The organism is Cytophaga aurantiaca DSM 3654 (assembly GCF_000379725.1).
Taxonomy (GTDB): Bacteria; Bacteroidota; Bacteroidia; order Cytophagales; family Cytophagaceae; genus Cytophaga; species Cytophaga aurantiaca.
In genome coordinates, this window is record NZ_KB903663.1 from 152,865 (window position 1) to 168,285 (window position 15,421).

At 37.8% G+C, this 15,421-nt stretch carries 21 protein-coding genes; all 21 read right to left on the reverse strand.

Annotation, left to right across the window (positions count from 1 at the left end; genetic code table 11):
• A complete protein-coding gene (rpsH, locus tag A3EE_RS0116470; RefSeq protein ID WP_018344547.1) occupies nt 1-393 on the reverse strand; it encodes a 30S ribosomal protein S8 in 393 nt (130 codons plus the stop codon).
• 102 nt (nt 394-495) lie between these two features.
• Nucleotides 496-765 carry a 30S ribosomal protein S14 gene (rpsN, locus tag A3EE_RS0116475; protein WP_018344548.1) on the reverse strand — a complete coding sequence of 90 codons (270 nt, stop codon included), beginning with the start codon at nt 763-765 and terminating at the stop codon, nt 496-498.
• A 9-nt stretch (nt 766-774) separates the two neighbouring features.
• Nucleotides 775-1,329, reverse strand: a complete 555-nt coding sequence (gene rplE / locus A3EE_RS0116480) for a 50S ribosomal protein L5 (RefSeq protein ID WP_018344549.1) — start codon at nt 1,327-1,329, stop codon at nt 775-777.
• Nucleotides 1,329-1,664 (reverse strand): 50S ribosomal protein L24, encoded by a 336-nt coding sequence (gene rplX / locus A3EE_RS0116485; RefSeq protein ID WP_018344550.1) that lies wholly within the window; start codon nt 1,662-1,664, stop codon nt 1,329-1,331. The genes rplE and rplX overlap by 1 nt, the downstream gene beginning before the upstream one ends.
• Nucleotides 1,665-1,669: 5 nt before the next feature.
• Nucleotides 1,670-2,038, reverse strand: a complete 369-nt coding sequence (gene rplN / locus A3EE_RS0116490; RefSeq protein WP_018344551.1) for a 50S ribosomal protein L14 — start codon at nt 2,036-2,038, stop codon at nt 1,670-1,672.
• 2 nt (nt 2,039-2,040) lie between these two features.
• Complete coding sequence (gene rpsQ, locus A3EE_RS0116495; RefSeq protein WP_018344552.1) at nt 2,041-2,304, reverse strand: 30S ribosomal protein S17; 264 nt, start codon at nt 2,302-2,304, stop codon at nt 2,041-2,043.
• Between the two features lie 34 nt (nt 2,305-2,338).
• On the reverse strand, nt 2,339-2,527 hold the full coding sequence (gene rpmC, locus A3EE_RS0116500; protein ID WP_018344553.1) for a 50S ribosomal protein L29: 189 nt from the start codon (nt 2,525-2,527) through the stop codon (nt 2,339-2,341).
• A gap of 1 nt (nt 2,528) precedes the next feature.
• Complete coding sequence (gene rplP, locus A3EE_RS0116505; protein ID WP_018344554.1) at nt 2,529-2,951, reverse strand: 50S ribosomal protein L16; 423 nt, start codon at nt 2,949-2,951, stop codon at nt 2,529-2,531.
• Between the two features lie 33 nt (nt 2,952-2,984).
• Nucleotides 2,985-3,752: a 30S ribosomal protein S3 gene (gene rpsC / locus A3EE_RS0116510; protein WP_018344555.1), complete on the reverse strand. Its 768-nt coding sequence runs from the start codon at nt 3,750-3,752 to the stop codon at nt 2,985-2,987.
• 5 nt (nt 3,753-3,757) lie between these two features.
• A complete protein-coding gene (gene rplV, locus A3EE_RS0116515; RefSeq protein WP_018344556.1) occupies nt 3,758-4,306 on the reverse strand; it encodes a 50S ribosomal protein L22 in 549 nt (182 codons plus the stop codon).
• Nucleotides 4,307-4,335: 29 nt separating this feature from the next.
• Complete coding sequence (gene rpsS, locus A3EE_RS0116520) at nt 4,336-4,605, reverse strand: 30S ribosomal protein S19 (protein WP_018344557.1); 270 nt, start codon at nt 4,603-4,605, stop codon at nt 4,336-4,338.
• A complete protein-coding gene (gene rplB / locus A3EE_RS0116525) occupies nt 4,605-5,444 on the reverse strand; it encodes a 50S ribosomal protein L2 (protein WP_018344558.1) in 840 nt (279 codons plus the stop codon). The genes rpsS and rplB overlap by 1 nt, the downstream gene beginning before the upstream one ends.
• Nucleotides 5,445-5,460: 16 nt before the next feature.
• On the reverse strand, nt 5,461-5,748 hold the full coding sequence (gene rplW, locus A3EE_RS0116530; RefSeq protein ID WP_018344559.1) for a 50S ribosomal protein L23: 288 nt from the start codon (nt 5,746-5,748) through the stop codon (nt 5,461-5,463).
• A gap of 8 nt (nt 5,749-5,756) precedes the next feature.
• Complete coding sequence (gene rplD, locus A3EE_RS0116535; RefSeq protein ID WP_018344560.1) at nt 5,757-6,383, reverse strand: 50S ribosomal protein L4; 627 nt, start codon at nt 6,381-6,383, stop codon at nt 5,757-5,759.
• 2 nt (nt 6,384-6,385) lie between these two features.
• Nucleotides 6,386-7,006, reverse strand: a complete 621-nt coding sequence (gene rplC, locus A3EE_RS0116540; RefSeq protein WP_018344561.1) for a 50S ribosomal protein L3 — start codon at nt 7,004-7,006, stop codon at nt 6,386-6,388.
• A gap of 190 nt (nt 7,007-7,196) precedes the next feature.
• Nucleotides 7,197-7,502, reverse strand: coding sequence for a 30S ribosomal protein S10 (rpsJ, locus tag A3EE_RS0116545; protein WP_011586512.1), 306 nt, complete (start codon nt 7,500-7,502; stop codon nt 7,197-7,199).
• Between the two features lie 4 nt (nt 7,503-7,506).
• Complete coding sequence (gene fusA / locus A3EE_RS0116550; RefSeq protein ID WP_018344562.1) at nt 7,507-9,612, reverse strand: elongation factor G; 2,106 nt, start codon at nt 9,610-9,612, stop codon at nt 7,507-7,509.
• Nucleotides 9,613-9,630: 18 nt separating this feature from the next.
• Nucleotides 9,631-10,098, reverse strand: coding sequence for a 30S ribosomal protein S7 (gene rpsG / locus A3EE_RS0116555; RefSeq protein ID WP_011586514.1), 468 nt, complete (start codon nt 10,096-10,098; stop codon nt 9,631-9,633).
• A 7-nt stretch (nt 10,099-10,105) separates the two neighbouring features.
• Nucleotides 10,106-10,519, reverse strand: coding sequence for a 30S ribosomal protein S12 (rpsL, locus tag A3EE_RS0116560; protein ID WP_011586515.1), 414 nt, complete (start codon nt 10,517-10,519; stop codon nt 10,106-10,108).
• A 163-nt stretch (nt 10,520-10,682) separates the two neighbouring features.
• Complete coding sequence (locus A3EE_RS0116565; RefSeq protein ID WP_018344564.1) at nt 10,683-11,015, reverse strand: DUF3467 domain-containing protein; 333 nt, start codon at nt 11,013-11,015, stop codon at nt 10,683-10,685.
• A gap of 76 nt (nt 11,016-11,091) precedes the next feature.
• Entirely contained in the window at nt 11,092-15,408 is a 4,317-nt protein-coding gene (gene rpoC, locus A3EE_RS0116570) for a DNA-directed RNA polymerase subunit beta' (protein ID WP_018344565.1), read from the reverse strand.
• Between the last annotated feature and the right edge of the window lie 13 nt (nt 15,409-15,421).

Below are 15,421 nucleotides of genomic sequence, written 5' to 3' on the forward strand. Positions count from 1 at the left end.
TTAATATACAAAGCAAAGAACTTCTCCGCCTATGTTCAAATTTTTAGCTTCTTTATTGCTCATAATACCTTTAGAGGTAGATATGATAGCAACACCAAGACCATTTAATACACGTGGCATTGTTTCAGCGTGTGTATATTTTCTCAAACCAGGTTTGCTAATGCGTTCTAAATGAACGATTGCAGACTCTTTAGTAAGAGCATTATATTTTAAAGCTATTTTGATAGAACCTTGTACAGCACTATCTTCAAATTTATAGCTTTGAATATATCCTTTATCAAAAAGTACCTTTGTAATTTCCTTCTTCACATTTGAAGCAGGAATCTCAACAACGCGATGTTTTGCTTTTATCGCGTTTCTGATTTTTGTAAGGTAATCGGCTATTGGATCCATATTTTTAACAATTCTAACAACTTTGAATAAGAAATTAAAAGCCCTAAAAGGGCCTGCAAAGGTACGATATTATTTTTTAATAATAAAGTATTTTGAAATAAATTACCAGCTTGCTCTAGTTACACCTGGAATTTTACCATTTGCTGCAAGTTCTCTGAAAGTAACACGGTTGATACCGAATTTTCTCATATAACCTCTTGGACGACCAGTTAATTTACATCGATTGTGTAAACGTACTGGAGATGCATTTTTAGGTAGTTTATCTAAACCTACGTAATCACCTGCTTCTTTTAGAGCTTTTCTTTTTGCAGCAAATTTATCAACTGTTGCTTGCTTTTTTCTTTCTCTAGCTTTTACCGATTCTTTAGCCATGGTATATAATTATTTTTTCAGAGATGCAAACGGCATACCGAATGCTTTCAGAAGTTCAAAACTTTCTTCGTCAGTATTGGCAGTAGTCACAATAGTGATGTCCATACCAGTAATTTTATTGATTTTGTCAATGCTGATTTCAGGGAAGATGATTTGTTCTTTTACACCTAATGTGTAATTTCCACGACCATCAAAACCTTTATCGTTTATACCTTTGAAGTCACGTACACGTGGTAGAGCAACTGCTGTTAAACGGTCAAGAAACTCATACATGTGGTTGCCTCTTAATGTAACTTTAGCACCAATTGGCATATTAGCTCTCAATTTGAAGTTAGAAACATCTAACTTAGATTTAGTAGCTACTGCTTTCTGACCAGTAATTAATGTAAGTTCATCAACACCTACATCAACTAATTTCTTGTCAGCAACTGCCGCACCGATACCTTTATTGATTACAATTTTTGTAATCTTAGGAACTTGCATAACTGAAGAATATTGAAACTTAGTTTTCAATTCTCCAACAATATCTTTAAGATATTTATCTTTTAATCTAGGATTAGCCATTATTTGATTACCTCCCCTGACTTTTTAGCGTATCTAACTATCTTGCCGTTTTTATCTTCTTTACGGCCAATTCTTGTTGCTTTTCCAGTTTTTGGATCAGCGATCATCAATTTACTGATGTGAATAGGAGCTTCCTTTTTAACGATGCCACCGTTTGGTACATTCGCAGTTGGCTTATTGTGTTTAGTAACAATATTGATACCTTCAACAATAGCCTTTAGGTTTTCCTTATCAACAGAAACAACCTTTCCAGGTTTTCCTTTGTCATCACCAGAGATAACGATAACGTTATCGCCTGTGCGGACATGTAATTTAGTTTGTTTGTTGCTTGCCATACGAATTAAAGGACTTCAGGGGCTAATGAAACGATTTTCATAAATTGCTTGTCTCTCAATTCGCGCGCAACTGGACCGAAGATACGAGTACCTTTAGGTTCATCATTATTATTTAATAAAACGGCAGCGTTATCAGAGAAACGGATGTATGAACCATCCGCACGCTTAATTTCTTTTTTGGTGCGTACCACCACGGCTTTAGATACCGTACCTTTCTTCATATTGCTTGAAGAAATTGCTGACTTTACAGTCACAACAATTTTGTCACCAATTGAAGCATATCTTTTACCTGTACCACCAAGTACACGGATTACTAATACTTCTTTAGCACCACTATTGTCTGCTACGGATAGCCTTGATTCCTGCTGTATCATGATTACTTAGCTTTTTCAATGACTTCAACGAGTCTCCAACGTTTTAACTTACTTAATGGTCTTGTTTCCATAATGCGCACTGTATCACCAATTCCGCATTCCTGATTTTCATCATGGGCCATTAATTTTGTAGTTTTGTGAATGAATTTACCATACTTAGCGTGTTTTACTTTACGTTCAACAGCTATAGTAATAGATTTATTCATCTTATTACTCACTACTTTGCCAGTTCTTTCTTTTCTGGCGTTTCTTAGAACTTCTTCCATTATAGTTCGGTAGATTTAATCTTTCGACCTTAACTTATTTAATTTTTGCAGTAAGTTCAGTACTCAACTGAGCAATTAGCTTGCGAGTATGACTTATTTTCATCGGGTTCTCAATTGGAGAAATCGCATGTGCAAATTTTAGCTTGTGCAAGTTCTCTTTTTCCGCAGCGATACGCTGCTTTAAATCTTCTACCGATAAACCTTTTATTTCAGCAGTTTTCATATTATGATGCTACGTAATCCGGTTTAACTATAAACTTTGTTTTGAAAGGCAATTTCTGCGCAGCCAAACGCAAAGATTCTTGTGCCGTTTCTATCGATACTCCGCCTGATTCGAATAAAATTGTACCTGGTTTGATACAAGCAACCCAATATTCAGGAGCACCTTTACCTTTACCCATACGAACCTCTGCAGGCTTCTGAGTAATCGGTTTGTCTGGAAATATTCTGATCCAAACTTGACCTTCTCTTTTCATTGCACGTGTCATTGCGATACGTGCTGCTTCAATCTGACGAGCTGTAATCCAGCCGCCTTCTAAAGACTTGATTGCAAAAGAGCCGAAAGCAATTCTATGGCCACGGGTAGCAACACCAGTTACTCTTCCCTTTTGCTGCTTTCTATATGTTGTACGTTTTGGCTGTAACATGACTTTGTTTTATATACAGACAGAATCTCTGTTCTATTTGTTAGACTTTTTTCTATTGCCGCCACCTTCGCCGCCTCTTTTTCTTCTTGGGCCGCCTTGGTTTGGAGAAGCATTATCGTTGTTTGAAGAACCTGTACCAGATGCAACATTTCCTACATTTGGAGACAAATCTCTCTTACCGTATACTTCACCTTTAAAGATCCATACTTTGATACCGATTTTACCGTATACAGTTAATGCTTCACTAACAGCGTAGTCAATATCAGCACGCAATGTATGTAGAGGAATACGTCCTTCTTTATATTGGTCAGTACGTGCCATTTCAGCACCACCTAAACGACCAGATAATTTAATTTTAATACCTAGAGCACCTACACGCATTGTGCCAGCAATTGCTTGCTTCATTGCACGACGATAAGAAATTCTAGCTTTCAATTGTTGTGCAATTGATTCACCAACTAAAAGAGCTTCCATTTCAGGTCTTTTGATTTCAAATATATTAATTTGAACATCTTTGCCTGTAATTTTCTTTAACTCTTCTTTAATCTTATCAACTTCAGCACCACCTTTACCAATAACAACACCTGGTCTAGCTGTATTAATTGTAAGGGTTACTCTTTTAATCGTTCTTTCGATTATAATTTTAGAGATGCCGCCTTTAGGAATACGAGCAAGTACATACTTACGGATTTGTTCATCTTCAACCAATTTGTCAGCAAATGTTTTGCCTCCGTACCAGTTAGACTCCCAACCTTTAACAACTCCTAAACGGAAACCTATCGGATTAACTTTTTGTCCCATGGTAATTAATTCGCTTTAGTTTTAGCTTTGCTTTTTTCACCAGTTGCCTTTTTAGCAGCAGCTTTTGGCTTCTTAGCATTAGCAGCAACAACTTCTTTTTCTTCAACTACTGCAACAGGTGCAGAAGGTAATTCTTTTAAAGAATCAATCACGATAGTAATGTGATTTGATCTTTTACGAACTCTATACGCTCTTCCTTGTGGTGCAGTGCGAAGTCTTTTAAGAACTCTACCACCATCAACAAAAATTTCACGAATATATAAATCAGCATCTTCAACTCTAGCTTCAGAGTTCTTAGCTTGCCAATCTGCAACTGAACCTAGTACTAATTTTTCTAATTTTCTAGCACCTTGTTTCGCTTGGTATTTCAAAATACCTAATGATAAGGTTACACGCTGCCCTCTGATTAGGTCAGCAACGAGTCTCATTTTACGAGTAGACGTTGGGACATTGTTAAGGTGTGCCTTAACAGCTCCTTTAGCTGCTGCTTCTTTAGCTGCTGCTATCTTCTGTCTTTTGAGAACCGATTTTTTTATTTTAACTGTCGTTTCCATTGGAATACTTTGTCAAATGAATGACTTAATTATTTCTTACCTTTTGCAGCGTGACCTTTGAAAGTCCTAGTTGGTGAAAATTCACCGAATTTATGTCCAACCATATTTTCTGTTACAAAAACAGGGATGAATTTATTTCCGTTGTGTACAGCAAATGTATGTCCAACGAACTCAGGAGAAATCATTGATCTTCTTGACCAAGTTTTAATCACAGTTTTTTTAACTGTATCATTCAACGCCTGAACTTTATTTTCAAGACGGAAATCTATGTAGGGGCCTTTTTTGAGCGAACGTGACATTATTTACTCAATCTTTTGTTAACTCTCTTTTTTACAATCATATTCTTAGAATACTTGTTTGAGCTTCTGGTTTTTCCACCTTTAGCATACAAACCTTTTCTAGATCTTGGGTGACCACCTGATGAACGACCTTCACCACCACCCATAGGGTGATCAACAGGGTTCATAGCAACACCTCTTACTCGTGGTCTTCTACCAGCCCATCTGTTAGCACCTGCTTTACCTTTTGTAAGGTTCATGTGCTCAGCATTTGAAACTGTTCCGATTGTTGCATAGCAAACAACAAGAACCATTCTCATTTCACCGGAAGGTAATTTTAATGTAGCATATTTACCTTCACGAGCTACTAATTGGCAGTAAGTACCTGCACTACGAGACATCGCAGCACCTTTACCTGGCTTTAACTCTATATTGTGTACAACAGTACCTAGAGGAATGTCTGATAATGGAAGACTATTGCCAACTTCTGGTGCAATACCAGGTCCAGAAAGAAGCGTATTGCCTACTGCTAATCCTGCTGGAGCAATAATGTATCTTTTTTCACCGTCTGCATAAGACAATAAAGCGATACGAGCAGTACGATTTGGATCGTATTCAATAGTTTTTACAACTGCTGGAATAGCGTGTTTATCGCGTTTAAAATCGATAATACGATACTGCTGCTTATGACCACCGCCTATGTAGCGCATAGTCATCTTACCTTGGCTGTTACGACCACCTGATTTCTTAATAGAAACTACAAGCGATTTTTCAGGAGTAGAGGTAGTTACATCATCGTATGATGCGCTAACTCTAAATCTTGTACCAGGTGTAATCGGTCTGAATTTTTTCAGTGACATGATGGAACCTTAATGATTATAGATTACTGTAGAAATCTATGATTTCTCCGTCTTTAACTTTTACGATTGCCTTTTTGAATGAAGATGTCTTTCCGGATAAGAAAGCCCCTTTGCTATAACGGGTTTTCTTTTTGCCTGGAGCGATCATGGTTCTTACTTCTTCAACATTGACGCCGTACATTTTTTCAACTGCTTGTTTGATGGCAACTTTGTTTGCATTTTTATCTACAACAAAGCCGTATACTCCACCTTCATTCTGTGCAGATACCTTCTCGGTAATAAGTGGTTTCTTTAAAATACTCATGACTCTAATTAGTTGAGTAATGCTTCAATTTTCGAAACAGATCCTTCTGAAATAACTACTTTCTCAGCATTAACTAAATCATACGTGTTGATTTGGTCTACGCTAACAACTTTAGCTTTTTTCAAGTTTCTGCTTGAAAGGATTATGTTTTTATCGATATCAGCGAGTACTAATAAAGTCTTTTTCGTATCGAAAGAAAGATCTTTAAGTATTGCTAAATAATCTTTAGTTTTTGGGGCATTCAAAGTGAAGTTCTCAAGAACAGTAACGTTGCTTTCTTTCAACTTGTGGCTGAATGCAGACTTACGTGCTAAATCTTTAACTTTTTTATTTACTTTGAAACCGTATGTTCTTGGTCTTGGACCGAAGATAGTACCACCACCAACAAATATTGGTGATTTACGGCTACCTGCTCTCGCACCGCCTGTACCTTTTTGCTTTTTCAATTTCTTAGTAGAGAAAGAAACTTCAGCACGTTCTTTAGCTTTGTGAGTACCTTGTCTTTGGTGAGCAAGATATTGTTTCACATCCAAGTAGATCGCGTGATTGTTGGGCTCTACTGCGAAGATATCGTCAGAAAGAACTACTTTCTTTCCTGTATCTTTACCTTTTATATTTAATAAGGATAGTTCCATAATTACTTCTCAATTAAAACGTAAGAATTTTTAGAACCAGGTACAGAACCGCTAACAACTAATAAGTTGTGCTCAGGATAAACTTTCAAAACCTGTAAGTTTTGAACTTTAACTCTATTGTTACCCATTCTACCAGCCATACGAGTACCTTTAAATACACGTGCAGGGAAAGAACATGCACCAATTGAACCCGCGTGACGCGCTCTGTTATGCTGACCGTGAGTTTGACCACCCACACCACCAAAACCATGTCTTTTTACAACACCTTGAAAACCTCTACCTTTAGCTGTTCCAATAACATCCACGAAGTCACCTTCTTGGAATATATCTTGAGCAGCTAATGCTTGTCCAAGAGATACTTCGTTTTCAAAACCTTTAAATTCAACAAGTTTTCTTTTTGGAGAAACACCTGCTTTTTTAAAGTGACCTAAAAGAGGCTTAGTAGTGCTCTTTTCTTTTTTATCATCGAAAGCCAACTGAACAGCTTTATAACCATCTGTTTCTACAGTCTTGATTTGCGTGATAACGCAAGGACCAGCTTCAATTACAGTACAAGAAATATAATTTCCTACTGAATCGTATACGCTTGTCATCCCTACTTTTTTACCTATAATACCGGACATCACCCTAATATTTTACGGACAATACAATTTAATTATTTAACACCTTCGCTAAAAAGGGACTGCAAAGATACGAAAAAATACGTGTAAGCAAAATTACTTTACGTTTATTTTCTCTTAAATGAGTCCTTTGGAGAAAAGAAATGTAATACTTTCGTATTACATTTTATTATTTTATCAATTAAAGCTCTTATCAAACTTTAATTTCTACGTCTACTCCACTTGGCAACTCTAATTTCATTAGAGCATCAACTGTTTTAGAACTTGTAGAGTAGATATCAACCAATCTTTTGTAAGTACAAAGTTGGTACTGATCTCTTGATTTCTTGTTTACGTGAGGAGATCTTAAAACTGTGAAGATCTCCTTTTCTGTTGGCAAAGGAATTGGACCACTAACCACAGCTCCAGTTGCTTTAACAGCTCTTACAATTCTTTCGGATGACTTGTCAACCAAATTGTGATCGTAAGATTTAAGTTTTATTCTGATTTTTTGATTCATGATATTATTTGCTTACAGCAGTACCTTTAACTTTAGCTACTATAGTTTCTGCAAGGTTTGCAGGAACGAATTCATAATGAGAGAATGTTAATGAAGCAGTTGCACGACCAGATGAGATAGTTCTCAAGTCAGTCACATAACCGAATAGTTCAGACAACGGAACATCAGCTTTAATTACCTGAGCACCCATCTTAGAATCCATTCCTTTCATCATACCTCTTCTTCTGTTCAAGTCACCTGTAACAGGACCAGTATATTCTTCAGGAGTAAGAACTTCTACAGACATGATTGGTTCCATAATCTTAGCGCCTGCAGCTTTAGATGCTTCTTTGAAACCTTGTCTTGCTGCTAATTCAAATGATAATGCATCTGAATCGACATCGTGGAAAGAGCCATGATTTAAACGTACTTTCATTGATTCCACAGGGAAACCAGCAAGAACACCGTTTTTCATTGCTTCTTCGAAACCTTTTTGGATAGATGGAATAAATTCTTTTGGAATTACACCACCAACAATTTTGTTTTCGAATTCTAAACCTAATTTACCATCTTCACGTGGAGATAGTTCAAATACGATATCGGCAAATTTACCACGACCACCTGATTGTTTTTTGAAAACTTCACGGTGTTCAGTGCTTTTTGTCAATGATTCTTTGTAAGCAACTTGAGGAGCACCTTGGTTGATTTCAACCTTGAATTCACGTCTCATACGATCAATGATAATTTCAAGGTGTAATTCACCCATACCCCTAAGAATCGTCTGGCCAGTTTCGTGGTCAGTAGAAACGTGAAGTGTTGGATCTTCTTCAACTAGTTTTGCAATTGCAATACCCATTTTATCCGCATCAGCCTGAGTTTTTGGTTCGATAGCGTAACCAATTACCGGTTCTGGGAAATCCATGGATTCAAGAACAATTTTATTTTTTTCATCACACAGCGTATCTCCTGTTTTGATATCTTTGAAACCAACTACGGCACCGATATCTCCACATTGTAAACTGTCGATTTGATTTTGTTTGTTTGCATGCATTTGGAAAATACGAGAGATTCTCTCTTTGTTTCCAGAACGCGTGTTGAATACATAAGAGCCTGATTCTAATAATCCAGAATAAGATCTTACGAAACATAAACGACCTACGAAAGGATCCGTAGCGATTTTGAATGCTAAACCACAGAATGGTTCAGATTCCATCGGCTTACGAATTACTTCTTTCTCTGTATCCGGGTTAATACCTACGATATCATCTTTATCTAAAGGTGATGGTAATAACTCCATTACATAGTCAAGCATTGTTTGAACACCTTTGTTTTTGAATGAAGAACCACATAACATTGGTACAATCTTCATATCTAAAACAGCTTTACGCAAAGCGTTCAATATCTCAGTTTCAGAAATCGAGTTTGGATCTTCGAAGAATTTCTCCATCAAAGTCTCATCGTAATCAGCAACTGCTTCTAATAATTTTTCTCTGTATTCAAGCGTTTCGTCAACCATGTCAGCAGGAATAGGAATTTCTGTAAAAGTCATCCCTTTATCCGCTTCATTCCAAACGATTGCTCTGTTGTTAACTAAGTCAACAACACCTTGGAAATTGTCTTCAGACCCAATTGGTAACTGCAATGGAACAGCGTTGCTACCTAACATTTCTTTAACCTGTTTACACACGTTTAAGAAATCGGCGCCAGAACGGTCCATTTTATTAACGAAACCTAATCTAGCTACTTTGTAGTTGTTTGCTAAACGCCAGTTTGTTTCAGATTGTGGTTCAACACCATCAACCGCACTAAATAAGAATACTAAACCATCAAGTACACGTAATGATCTGTTTACTTCAACCGTAAAGTCAACGTGACCCGGGGTATCGATAATGTTTACGTGGTAGTTGTTATTTCTGTATTTCCAGTTAACTGTAGTAGCTGCAGAAGTAATTGTAATACCTCTTTCTTGCTCTTGAGCCATCCAGTCCATTGTTGCTCCACCTTCGTGAACTTCACCAATTTTGTGGTTTACACCAGCATAGTAAAGAATACGTTCAGTAGTAGTAGTTTTACCAGCATCAATGTGAGCGGCAATACCAATATTTCTTGTGAATTTTAAATCGCGAGCCATAATATTGTTTTGCAGAAATTAGAATCTGAAATGTGAGAATGCTTTGTTAGCTTCCGCCATTCTATGTACGTCATCTCTCTTTTTAACTGCAGCACCTTCACCTTTAGAAGCAGAGATAATTTCGCCAGCTAATTTATCCGTCATAGTTTTTTCACCACGAGAACGAGCGTAGTTGATCAACCACTTCATGCCTAAAGCCATCTTTCTGTCCGGACGAACTTCAGTTGGAACCTGGAATGTAGAACCACCTACACGACGAGAACGAACCTCAACCTGAGGACTCACGTTGTTAAGTGCTTTTTTCCAAACTTCTAAACCGCTTTCAGATGTTTTCTTTTCAACTAATGCAACTGCATCATAAAAAATACTGTATGCTGTGCTTTTTTTGCCATCATACATTAAGCTGTTTACAAATTTAGTAACCATAGTGTCACTAAATTTAGGATCAGGAAGAAGATATCTCTTCTTTGGTTTCGCCTTTCTCATAATCTAATTATTTTTTCTTGCCTTTAGCAGGAGCTGCAGCAGCTTGGCCTGGTTTAGGTCTCTTAGCACCGTATTTCGATCTACTTTGTTTTCTACCGTTTACTCCGGCAGTATCTAACGCTCCACGAACGATGTGATAACGCACACCTGGAAGATCTTTTACTCTACCGCCACGGATCAACACAATACTGTGTTCCTGAAGGTTGTGACCTTCACCGGGAATGTAAGCATTCACCTCTTTAGAGTTTGTTAAACGCACCCTCGCAACTTTACGCATTGCAGAGTTTGGTTTTTTTGGTGTTGTAGTGTACACACGTGTACATACGCCCCTTCTTTGTGGGCAGGAATCTAGAGCAGGAGACTTTGACTTGAATACAAGTTGTTCTCTTCCTTTTCTTACTAATTGTTGTATAGTAGGCATTTATCCTAAGTATTTAACTATTCTCAATTTATCGGACTGCAAAGGTACGCATATTTGGCTATTCTGCAAATTGTGGATATTATTTTTTTTGAAATTCATCCACATCTTATCACCAAATTTCGTATTCCTTTATTATTTTATGCTTAATTGGTTAGATTTTCGACTATGCCTCACCTACAGTACCGCCAAAATTCATTGGAAACCGGGGAAACTCCTCTTGATCTTTAATTGCTCCAAATGACTCTTCATATTTAACGATATTGTCATTTAAAGCCTGTAATAAACGTTTTGCATGTTCAGGAGTCAATACTACACGTGCCTTAACGCGTGCTTTCGGGACTCCAGGCATCATACGAATGAAATCCAATACAAACTCACTGTTTGAATGCGCAATCATTGCTAAGTTCGCATAAACACCTTCTGCCATATCTTCCGGCAATTCAATGTTTAATTGATTTTGCATCATTTCTTCAGCGGGATTATTTTTGATAGCCATTTTTGTAAACGCTTTTAGAAAAAACAAGGGCAAAGGTTATGGAACCAGTGCCCTTGTGTATTTTTTCAATGAATGATTAACTCTGTTGTAACTCGCCTTTGCGTGCAGCGTTGAACGCTTCCTTCGATGCAATCAAGCTATCGTATTCTTCTTTAGATCCTACGATAATGTCATTGAATTCTCTCTGACCTGTACCTGCAGGAATTAAGTGACCTACGATTACGTTTTCTTTCAAGCCTTTCAAGAAGTCCATTTTACCTCTTACAGCTGCTTCACTTAACACTTTCGTTGTTTCCTGGAATGAAGCTGCAGAAATAAAGCTTTCTGTATCTAATGAAGCTTGTGTGATACCTTGTAACGTTGGCATAGAAACAGCTGGCTCAGCATCTCTTACTGCAACCAAACGTTGATCTTTACGCTTCAAGCTAGAGTTTTCGTCTCTTAATTGACGCGCTGTAATAATCATGCCTGGTCTTAGTTTTTCTGAATCGCCGCATTCTACAACAACTTTCTTATCTAAGATATTATCGTTTTCTTCTCTGAATCTGAAACGATCTACTGCTTGGTTTGTTAAGAAAGATGTGTCACCAGCTTCGATAATCTGAACCTTTTGCATCATCTGTCTTACAATAATCTCAATGTGTTTATCATTGATTTTTACACCTTGCAAACGGTATACTTCCTGAATTTCATTTACAAGATATTCCTGAACCGCCGTTGGACCTTTGATTGACAAGATATTTGATGGAGTAATTGCACCATCAGTCAATGGGTTACCTGAACGGATGAAATCGTTGTCCTGAACAAGAATGTGTTTTGATAGAGGCACCATGTATCTCTTCTTAACACCATCTTTTGATTCGATAAAGATTTCTCTATTACCTCTCTTAATTGTACCATATGTTACGATACCATCGATCTCACTTACAACAGCAGGGTTAGAAGGGTTACGCGCTTCGAACAATTCAGTTACACGAGGAAGACCTCCTGTGATATCTCTTGTTTTACCAACAGAACGAGGGATCTTAACTAGAACCTGACCTGGTTTAACAGCCTGGCCATCTTCAATTGCTAAGTGGGCACCTACCGGAATAGAATATTCTTTAGGATCGCCTTTCTTAGGATTTACAATGATTGCAGGGTTCTTCGTTTTATCTTTTGTATCAACAATAACTTTTTCTCTGTGTCCTGTTTGTTCATCTGATTCTTCACGGAAAGTAACACCTTCTTCGATTGAATCAAATTGAACTGTACCTTCAAATTCAGATAAGATAACAGCATTATATGGATCCCAGAAACAAAGCTCCTGACCTCTTGTAACTGTTTCTCCATCTTTAACAGTTAAGAATGCACCATATGGAACGTGGTTACTTATTAACGTTTTACCAGATACTGGCTCAACGATACGAATTTCACCTGAACGACCCATTACTACAGTAACTTTTTCGCCTTCTAAGTTTGTTGATTGGATTACTCTTAGATCATCAAAAGCAACAACACCATCAAACTTAGCTTTGATTTTTGCATCAACTGTAATGTTAGATGCCGTACCACCTACGTGGAATGTACGAAGTGTTAACTGAGTACCTGGTTCACCAATTGATTGTGCTGCAATAACACCTACTGATTCTCCAATACCTACCATGTGTCCGGAAGTTAAGTTTCTTCCGTAACATTTAGCACAACATCCTCTTCTTGATTCGCATGTAAGTACAGATCTGATTTCTACAGATTCGATACCTGAATCATCTATTTTCTTAGCAATTTCTTCAGTAATTTCTTGTCCTGAAGAAACCAATAATTCATTTGAAATGATGTGGAACACATCATGAACACTCACTCTACCAAGGATACGTTCAGTCAATGGTTCAACAACATCATCGTTGTCTTTCAACGCTGAAACTGTAAGACCTCTTAACGTACCGCAATCCTGTTCGTTGATAATCGCATCTTGTGCAACGTCTACCAAACGACGAGTTAAGTAACCAGCATCCGCTGTTTTAAGAGCTGTATCAGCAAGACCTTTACGAGCACCGTGTGTAGAGATGAAGTACTCAATAACGTCAAGACCTTCTTTGAAGTTAGAAAGGATCGGGTTTTCGATGATCTCACCAACAGAACCTTGTAAGTTCTTTTGTGGCTTAGCCATCAAACCTCTCATACCACCTAATTGACGAATCTGCTCACGAGAACCACGTGCTCCTGAGTGCATCATCATGTAGATCGGATTGAAACCTTGTTGATCAGCTTCAAGCTGCTGCATCAATGTATCTGTGATCTCAGAGTTAACGCGCGTCCAGATATCAATAACCTGATTGTAACGTTCGTTGTCTGTGATAAGACCCATTAAGTAGTTGCTCCAAACAGCGTCAACTTCTTTCTTCGCTCCATCAATCAATGTGTTTTTATCTGCAGGGATACCAATGTTATCCAAACCAATAGAAAGACCACCTCTGAAGGCCATCTGGAATCCAATCTGCTTGATATCATCCAAGAACTTCGCAGTTTTAGACATACCAGCAATCTTGAATACTGTACCAATGATTAACTGTAATTTTTTCTTCGTTAAAAGTTCGTTTACAAAACCTACTTCTTCAGGAACAACTAAGTTGAACAATACTCTACCTGCAACGGTTTCAATCATTTGTTCAGCAAGTTCACCTGATTCTAAGCGTACTTTACCTTTAACTTTTATTAATGCATGTTGAGATAAGCGACCTTCGTTGATAGCGATCACAACCTCTTCTGCACCGTAGAATGTCATGCCTTCACCTTTGATTGGGTGTTCAGGAGTTGACTTACGGCCTTTAGTTACATAATACAAACCAAGAACCATGTCTTGAGATGGTACCGTGATAGGCGCACCATTCGCAGGGTTCAGGATGTTGTGAGACGCAATCATCAATAACGATGCTTCAAGAATTGCCTCATGTCCAAGTGGAACGTGAACAGCCATCTGGTCACCATCGAAATCGGCGTTGAAGGCAGTACACACTAATGGGTGTAACTGAATTGCTTTGCCTTCAATTAATTTTGGTTGGAAAGCCTGAATACCTAAACGGTGAAGTGTAGGAGCACGGTTTAGAAGGATCGGGTGACCTTTCAATACGTTTTCAAGAATATCCCAAACTACAGGATCTTTACGATCAACTATTTTCTTTGCAGATTTAACAGTTTTAACGATACCTCTTTCGATTAACTTACGAATGATAAACGGCTTGAATAATTCAGCTGCCATATCTTTCGGAAGACCGCATTCGTGTAGTTTCAATTCAGGACCTACAACGATTACAGAACGACCAGAGTAATCTACACGTTTACCTAGTAAGTTCTGACGGAAACGTCCTTGCTTACCTTTCAACATGTCTGATAAAGATTTCAATGCTCTGTTACCTTCAGCACGTACAGCGTTAATCTTACGTGAGTTATCGAACAATGAATCTACTGCTTCCTGAAGCATACGCTTTTCGTTACGTAAGATTACTTCCGGAGCTTTGATTTCGATCAATCTTTTCAAACGGTTGTTACGGATAATAACACGTCTGTAAAGATCATTCAAATCTGATGTTGCGAAACGACCACCATCCAATGGAACTAATGGACGTAATTCTGGGGGAATAACAGGAACCATGCGGATAATCATCCACTCTGGTTTGTTTTCTATACGAGATCTAGCATCACGGAAAGCCTCAACAACTTTCAAACGCTTTAAAGCTTCTGCTTTACGTTGCTGAGAAGTATCGTTTGCTGCAGCGTGACGTAAGCTGTATGATAACTCATCTAAGTTCAAACGAGAAAGAAGCGTTTCTAACGCATCTGCACCCATCTTAGCGATGAATTTATTAGGATCTTTATCGTCTAATAATTGGTTCTCACGAGGAAGTTTATCTAATATATCTAGATATTCATCTTCCGTAAGGAAATCCAAGTAGTTGATACCATCTTCAGATTTAACACCTGATTGAATAACAACGTAACGTTCGTAATAAATAATCTGATCAAGTTTTTTTGTAGGTAAACCTAACATGTAACCGATCTTATTTGGTAATGAACGGAAGTACCAGATATGAGCAACAGGTACAACTAATTCGATGTGACCCATACGTTCACGACGAACTTTTTTCTCTGTTACTTCAACTCCACAACGATCACAAATAATGCCTTTGTAACGGATACGTTTGTATTTACCGCAGTGACATTCCCAGTCTTTTACCGGACCGAAAATTCTTTCACAGAATAAACCACCCATCTCTGGTTTGTATGTTCTGTAATTGATTGTTTCAGGTTGTGTAACCTCACCATGAGAGCCTTCAAGAATTGATTCCGGAGAAGCAAGACTGATGGTTACTTTTGTGAAATCGTTATTCAGTTTTTTGTTTTTTCTGAACGCCATTTTTTTCTGTGTC

What these genes read in the sequence shown, in the direction of transcription:
- rpsQ (WP_018344552.1), bottom strand. Translation starts at nt 2,304, where the DNA reads ATGGAAGAAGTTCTAAGAAACGCCAGAAAAGAAAGAACTGGCAAAGTA.
- rplN (WP_018344551.1), bottom strand. Translation starts at nt 2,038, where the DNA reads ATGATACAGCAGGAATCAAGGCTATCCGTAGCAGACAATAGTGGTGCT.
- rplV (WP_018344556.1), bottom strand. Translation starts at nt 4,306, where the DNA reads ATGGAAACGACAGTTAAAATAAAAAAATCGGTTCTCAAAAGACAGAAG.
- A3EE_RS0116565 (WP_018344564.1), bottom strand. Translation starts at nt 11,015, where the DNA reads ATGGCTATCAAAAATAATCCCGCTGAAGAAATGATGCAAAATCAATTA.
- rplD (WP_018344560.1), bottom strand. Translation starts at nt 6,383, where the DNA reads ATGGAACTATCCTTATTAAATATAAAAGGTAAAGATACAGGAAAGAAA.
- rpoC (WP_018344565.1), bottom strand. Translation starts at nt 15,408, where the DNA reads ATGGCGTTCAGAAAAAACAAAAAACTGAATAACGATTTCACAAAAGTA.
- rpsG (WP_011586514.1), bottom strand. Translation starts at nt 10,098, where the DNA reads ATGAGAAAGGCGAAACCAAAGAAGAGATATCTTCTTCCTGATCCTAAA.
- fusA (WP_018344562.1), bottom strand. Translation starts at nt 9,612, where the DNA reads ATGGCTCGCGATTTAAAATTCACAAGAAATATTGGTATTGCCGCTCAC.
- rpsH (WP_018344547.1), bottom strand. Translation starts at nt 393, where the DNA reads ATGGATCCAATAGCCGATTACCTTACAAAAATCAGAAACGCGATAAAA.
- rplW (WP_018344559.1), bottom strand. Translation starts at nt 5,748, where the DNA reads ATGAGTATTTTAAAGAAACCACTTATTACCGAGAAGGTATCTGCACAG.
- rplC (WP_018344561.1), bottom strand. Translation starts at nt 7,006, where the DNA reads ATGTCCGGTATTATAGGTAAAAAAGTAGGGATGACAAGCGTATACGAT.
- rplP (WP_018344554.1), bottom strand. Translation starts at nt 2,951, where the DNA reads ATGTTACAGCCAAAACGTACAACATATAGAAAGCAGCAAAAGGGAAGA.
- rpsN (WP_018344548.1), bottom strand. Translation starts at nt 765, where the DNA reads ATGGCTAAAGAATCGGTAAAAGCTAGAGAAAGAAAAAAGCAAGCAACA.
- rplE (WP_018344549.1), bottom strand. Translation starts at nt 1,329, where the DNA reads ATGGCTAATCCTAGATTAAAAGATAAATATCTTAAAGATATTGTTGGA.
- rpmC (WP_018344553.1), bottom strand. Translation starts at nt 2,527, where the DNA reads ATGAAAACTGCTGAAATAAAAGGTTTATCGGTAGAAGATTTAAAGCAG.
- rplB (WP_018344558.1), bottom strand. Translation starts at nt 5,444, where the DNA reads ATGTCACTGAAAAAATTCAGACCGATTACACCTGGTACAAGATTTAGA.
- rpsC (WP_018344555.1), bottom strand. Translation starts at nt 3,752, where the DNA reads ATGGGACAAAAAGTTAATCCGATAGGTTTCCGTTTAGGAGTTGTTAAA.
- rpsJ (WP_011586512.1), bottom strand. Translation starts at nt 7,502, where the DNA reads ATGAATCAAAAAATCAGAATAAAACTTAAATCTTACGATCACAATTTG.
- rpsL (WP_011586515.1), bottom strand. Translation starts at nt 10,519, where the DNA reads ATGCCTACTATACAACAATTAGTAAGAAAAGGAAGAGAACAACTTGTA.
- rplX (WP_018344550.1), bottom strand. Translation starts at nt 1,664, where the DNA reads ATGGCAAGCAACAAACAAACTAAATTACATGTCCGCACAGGCGATAAC.
- rpsS (WP_018344557.1), bottom strand. Translation starts at nt 4,605, where the DNA reads ATGTCACGTTCGCTCAAAAAAGGCCCCTACATAGATTTCCGTCTTGAA.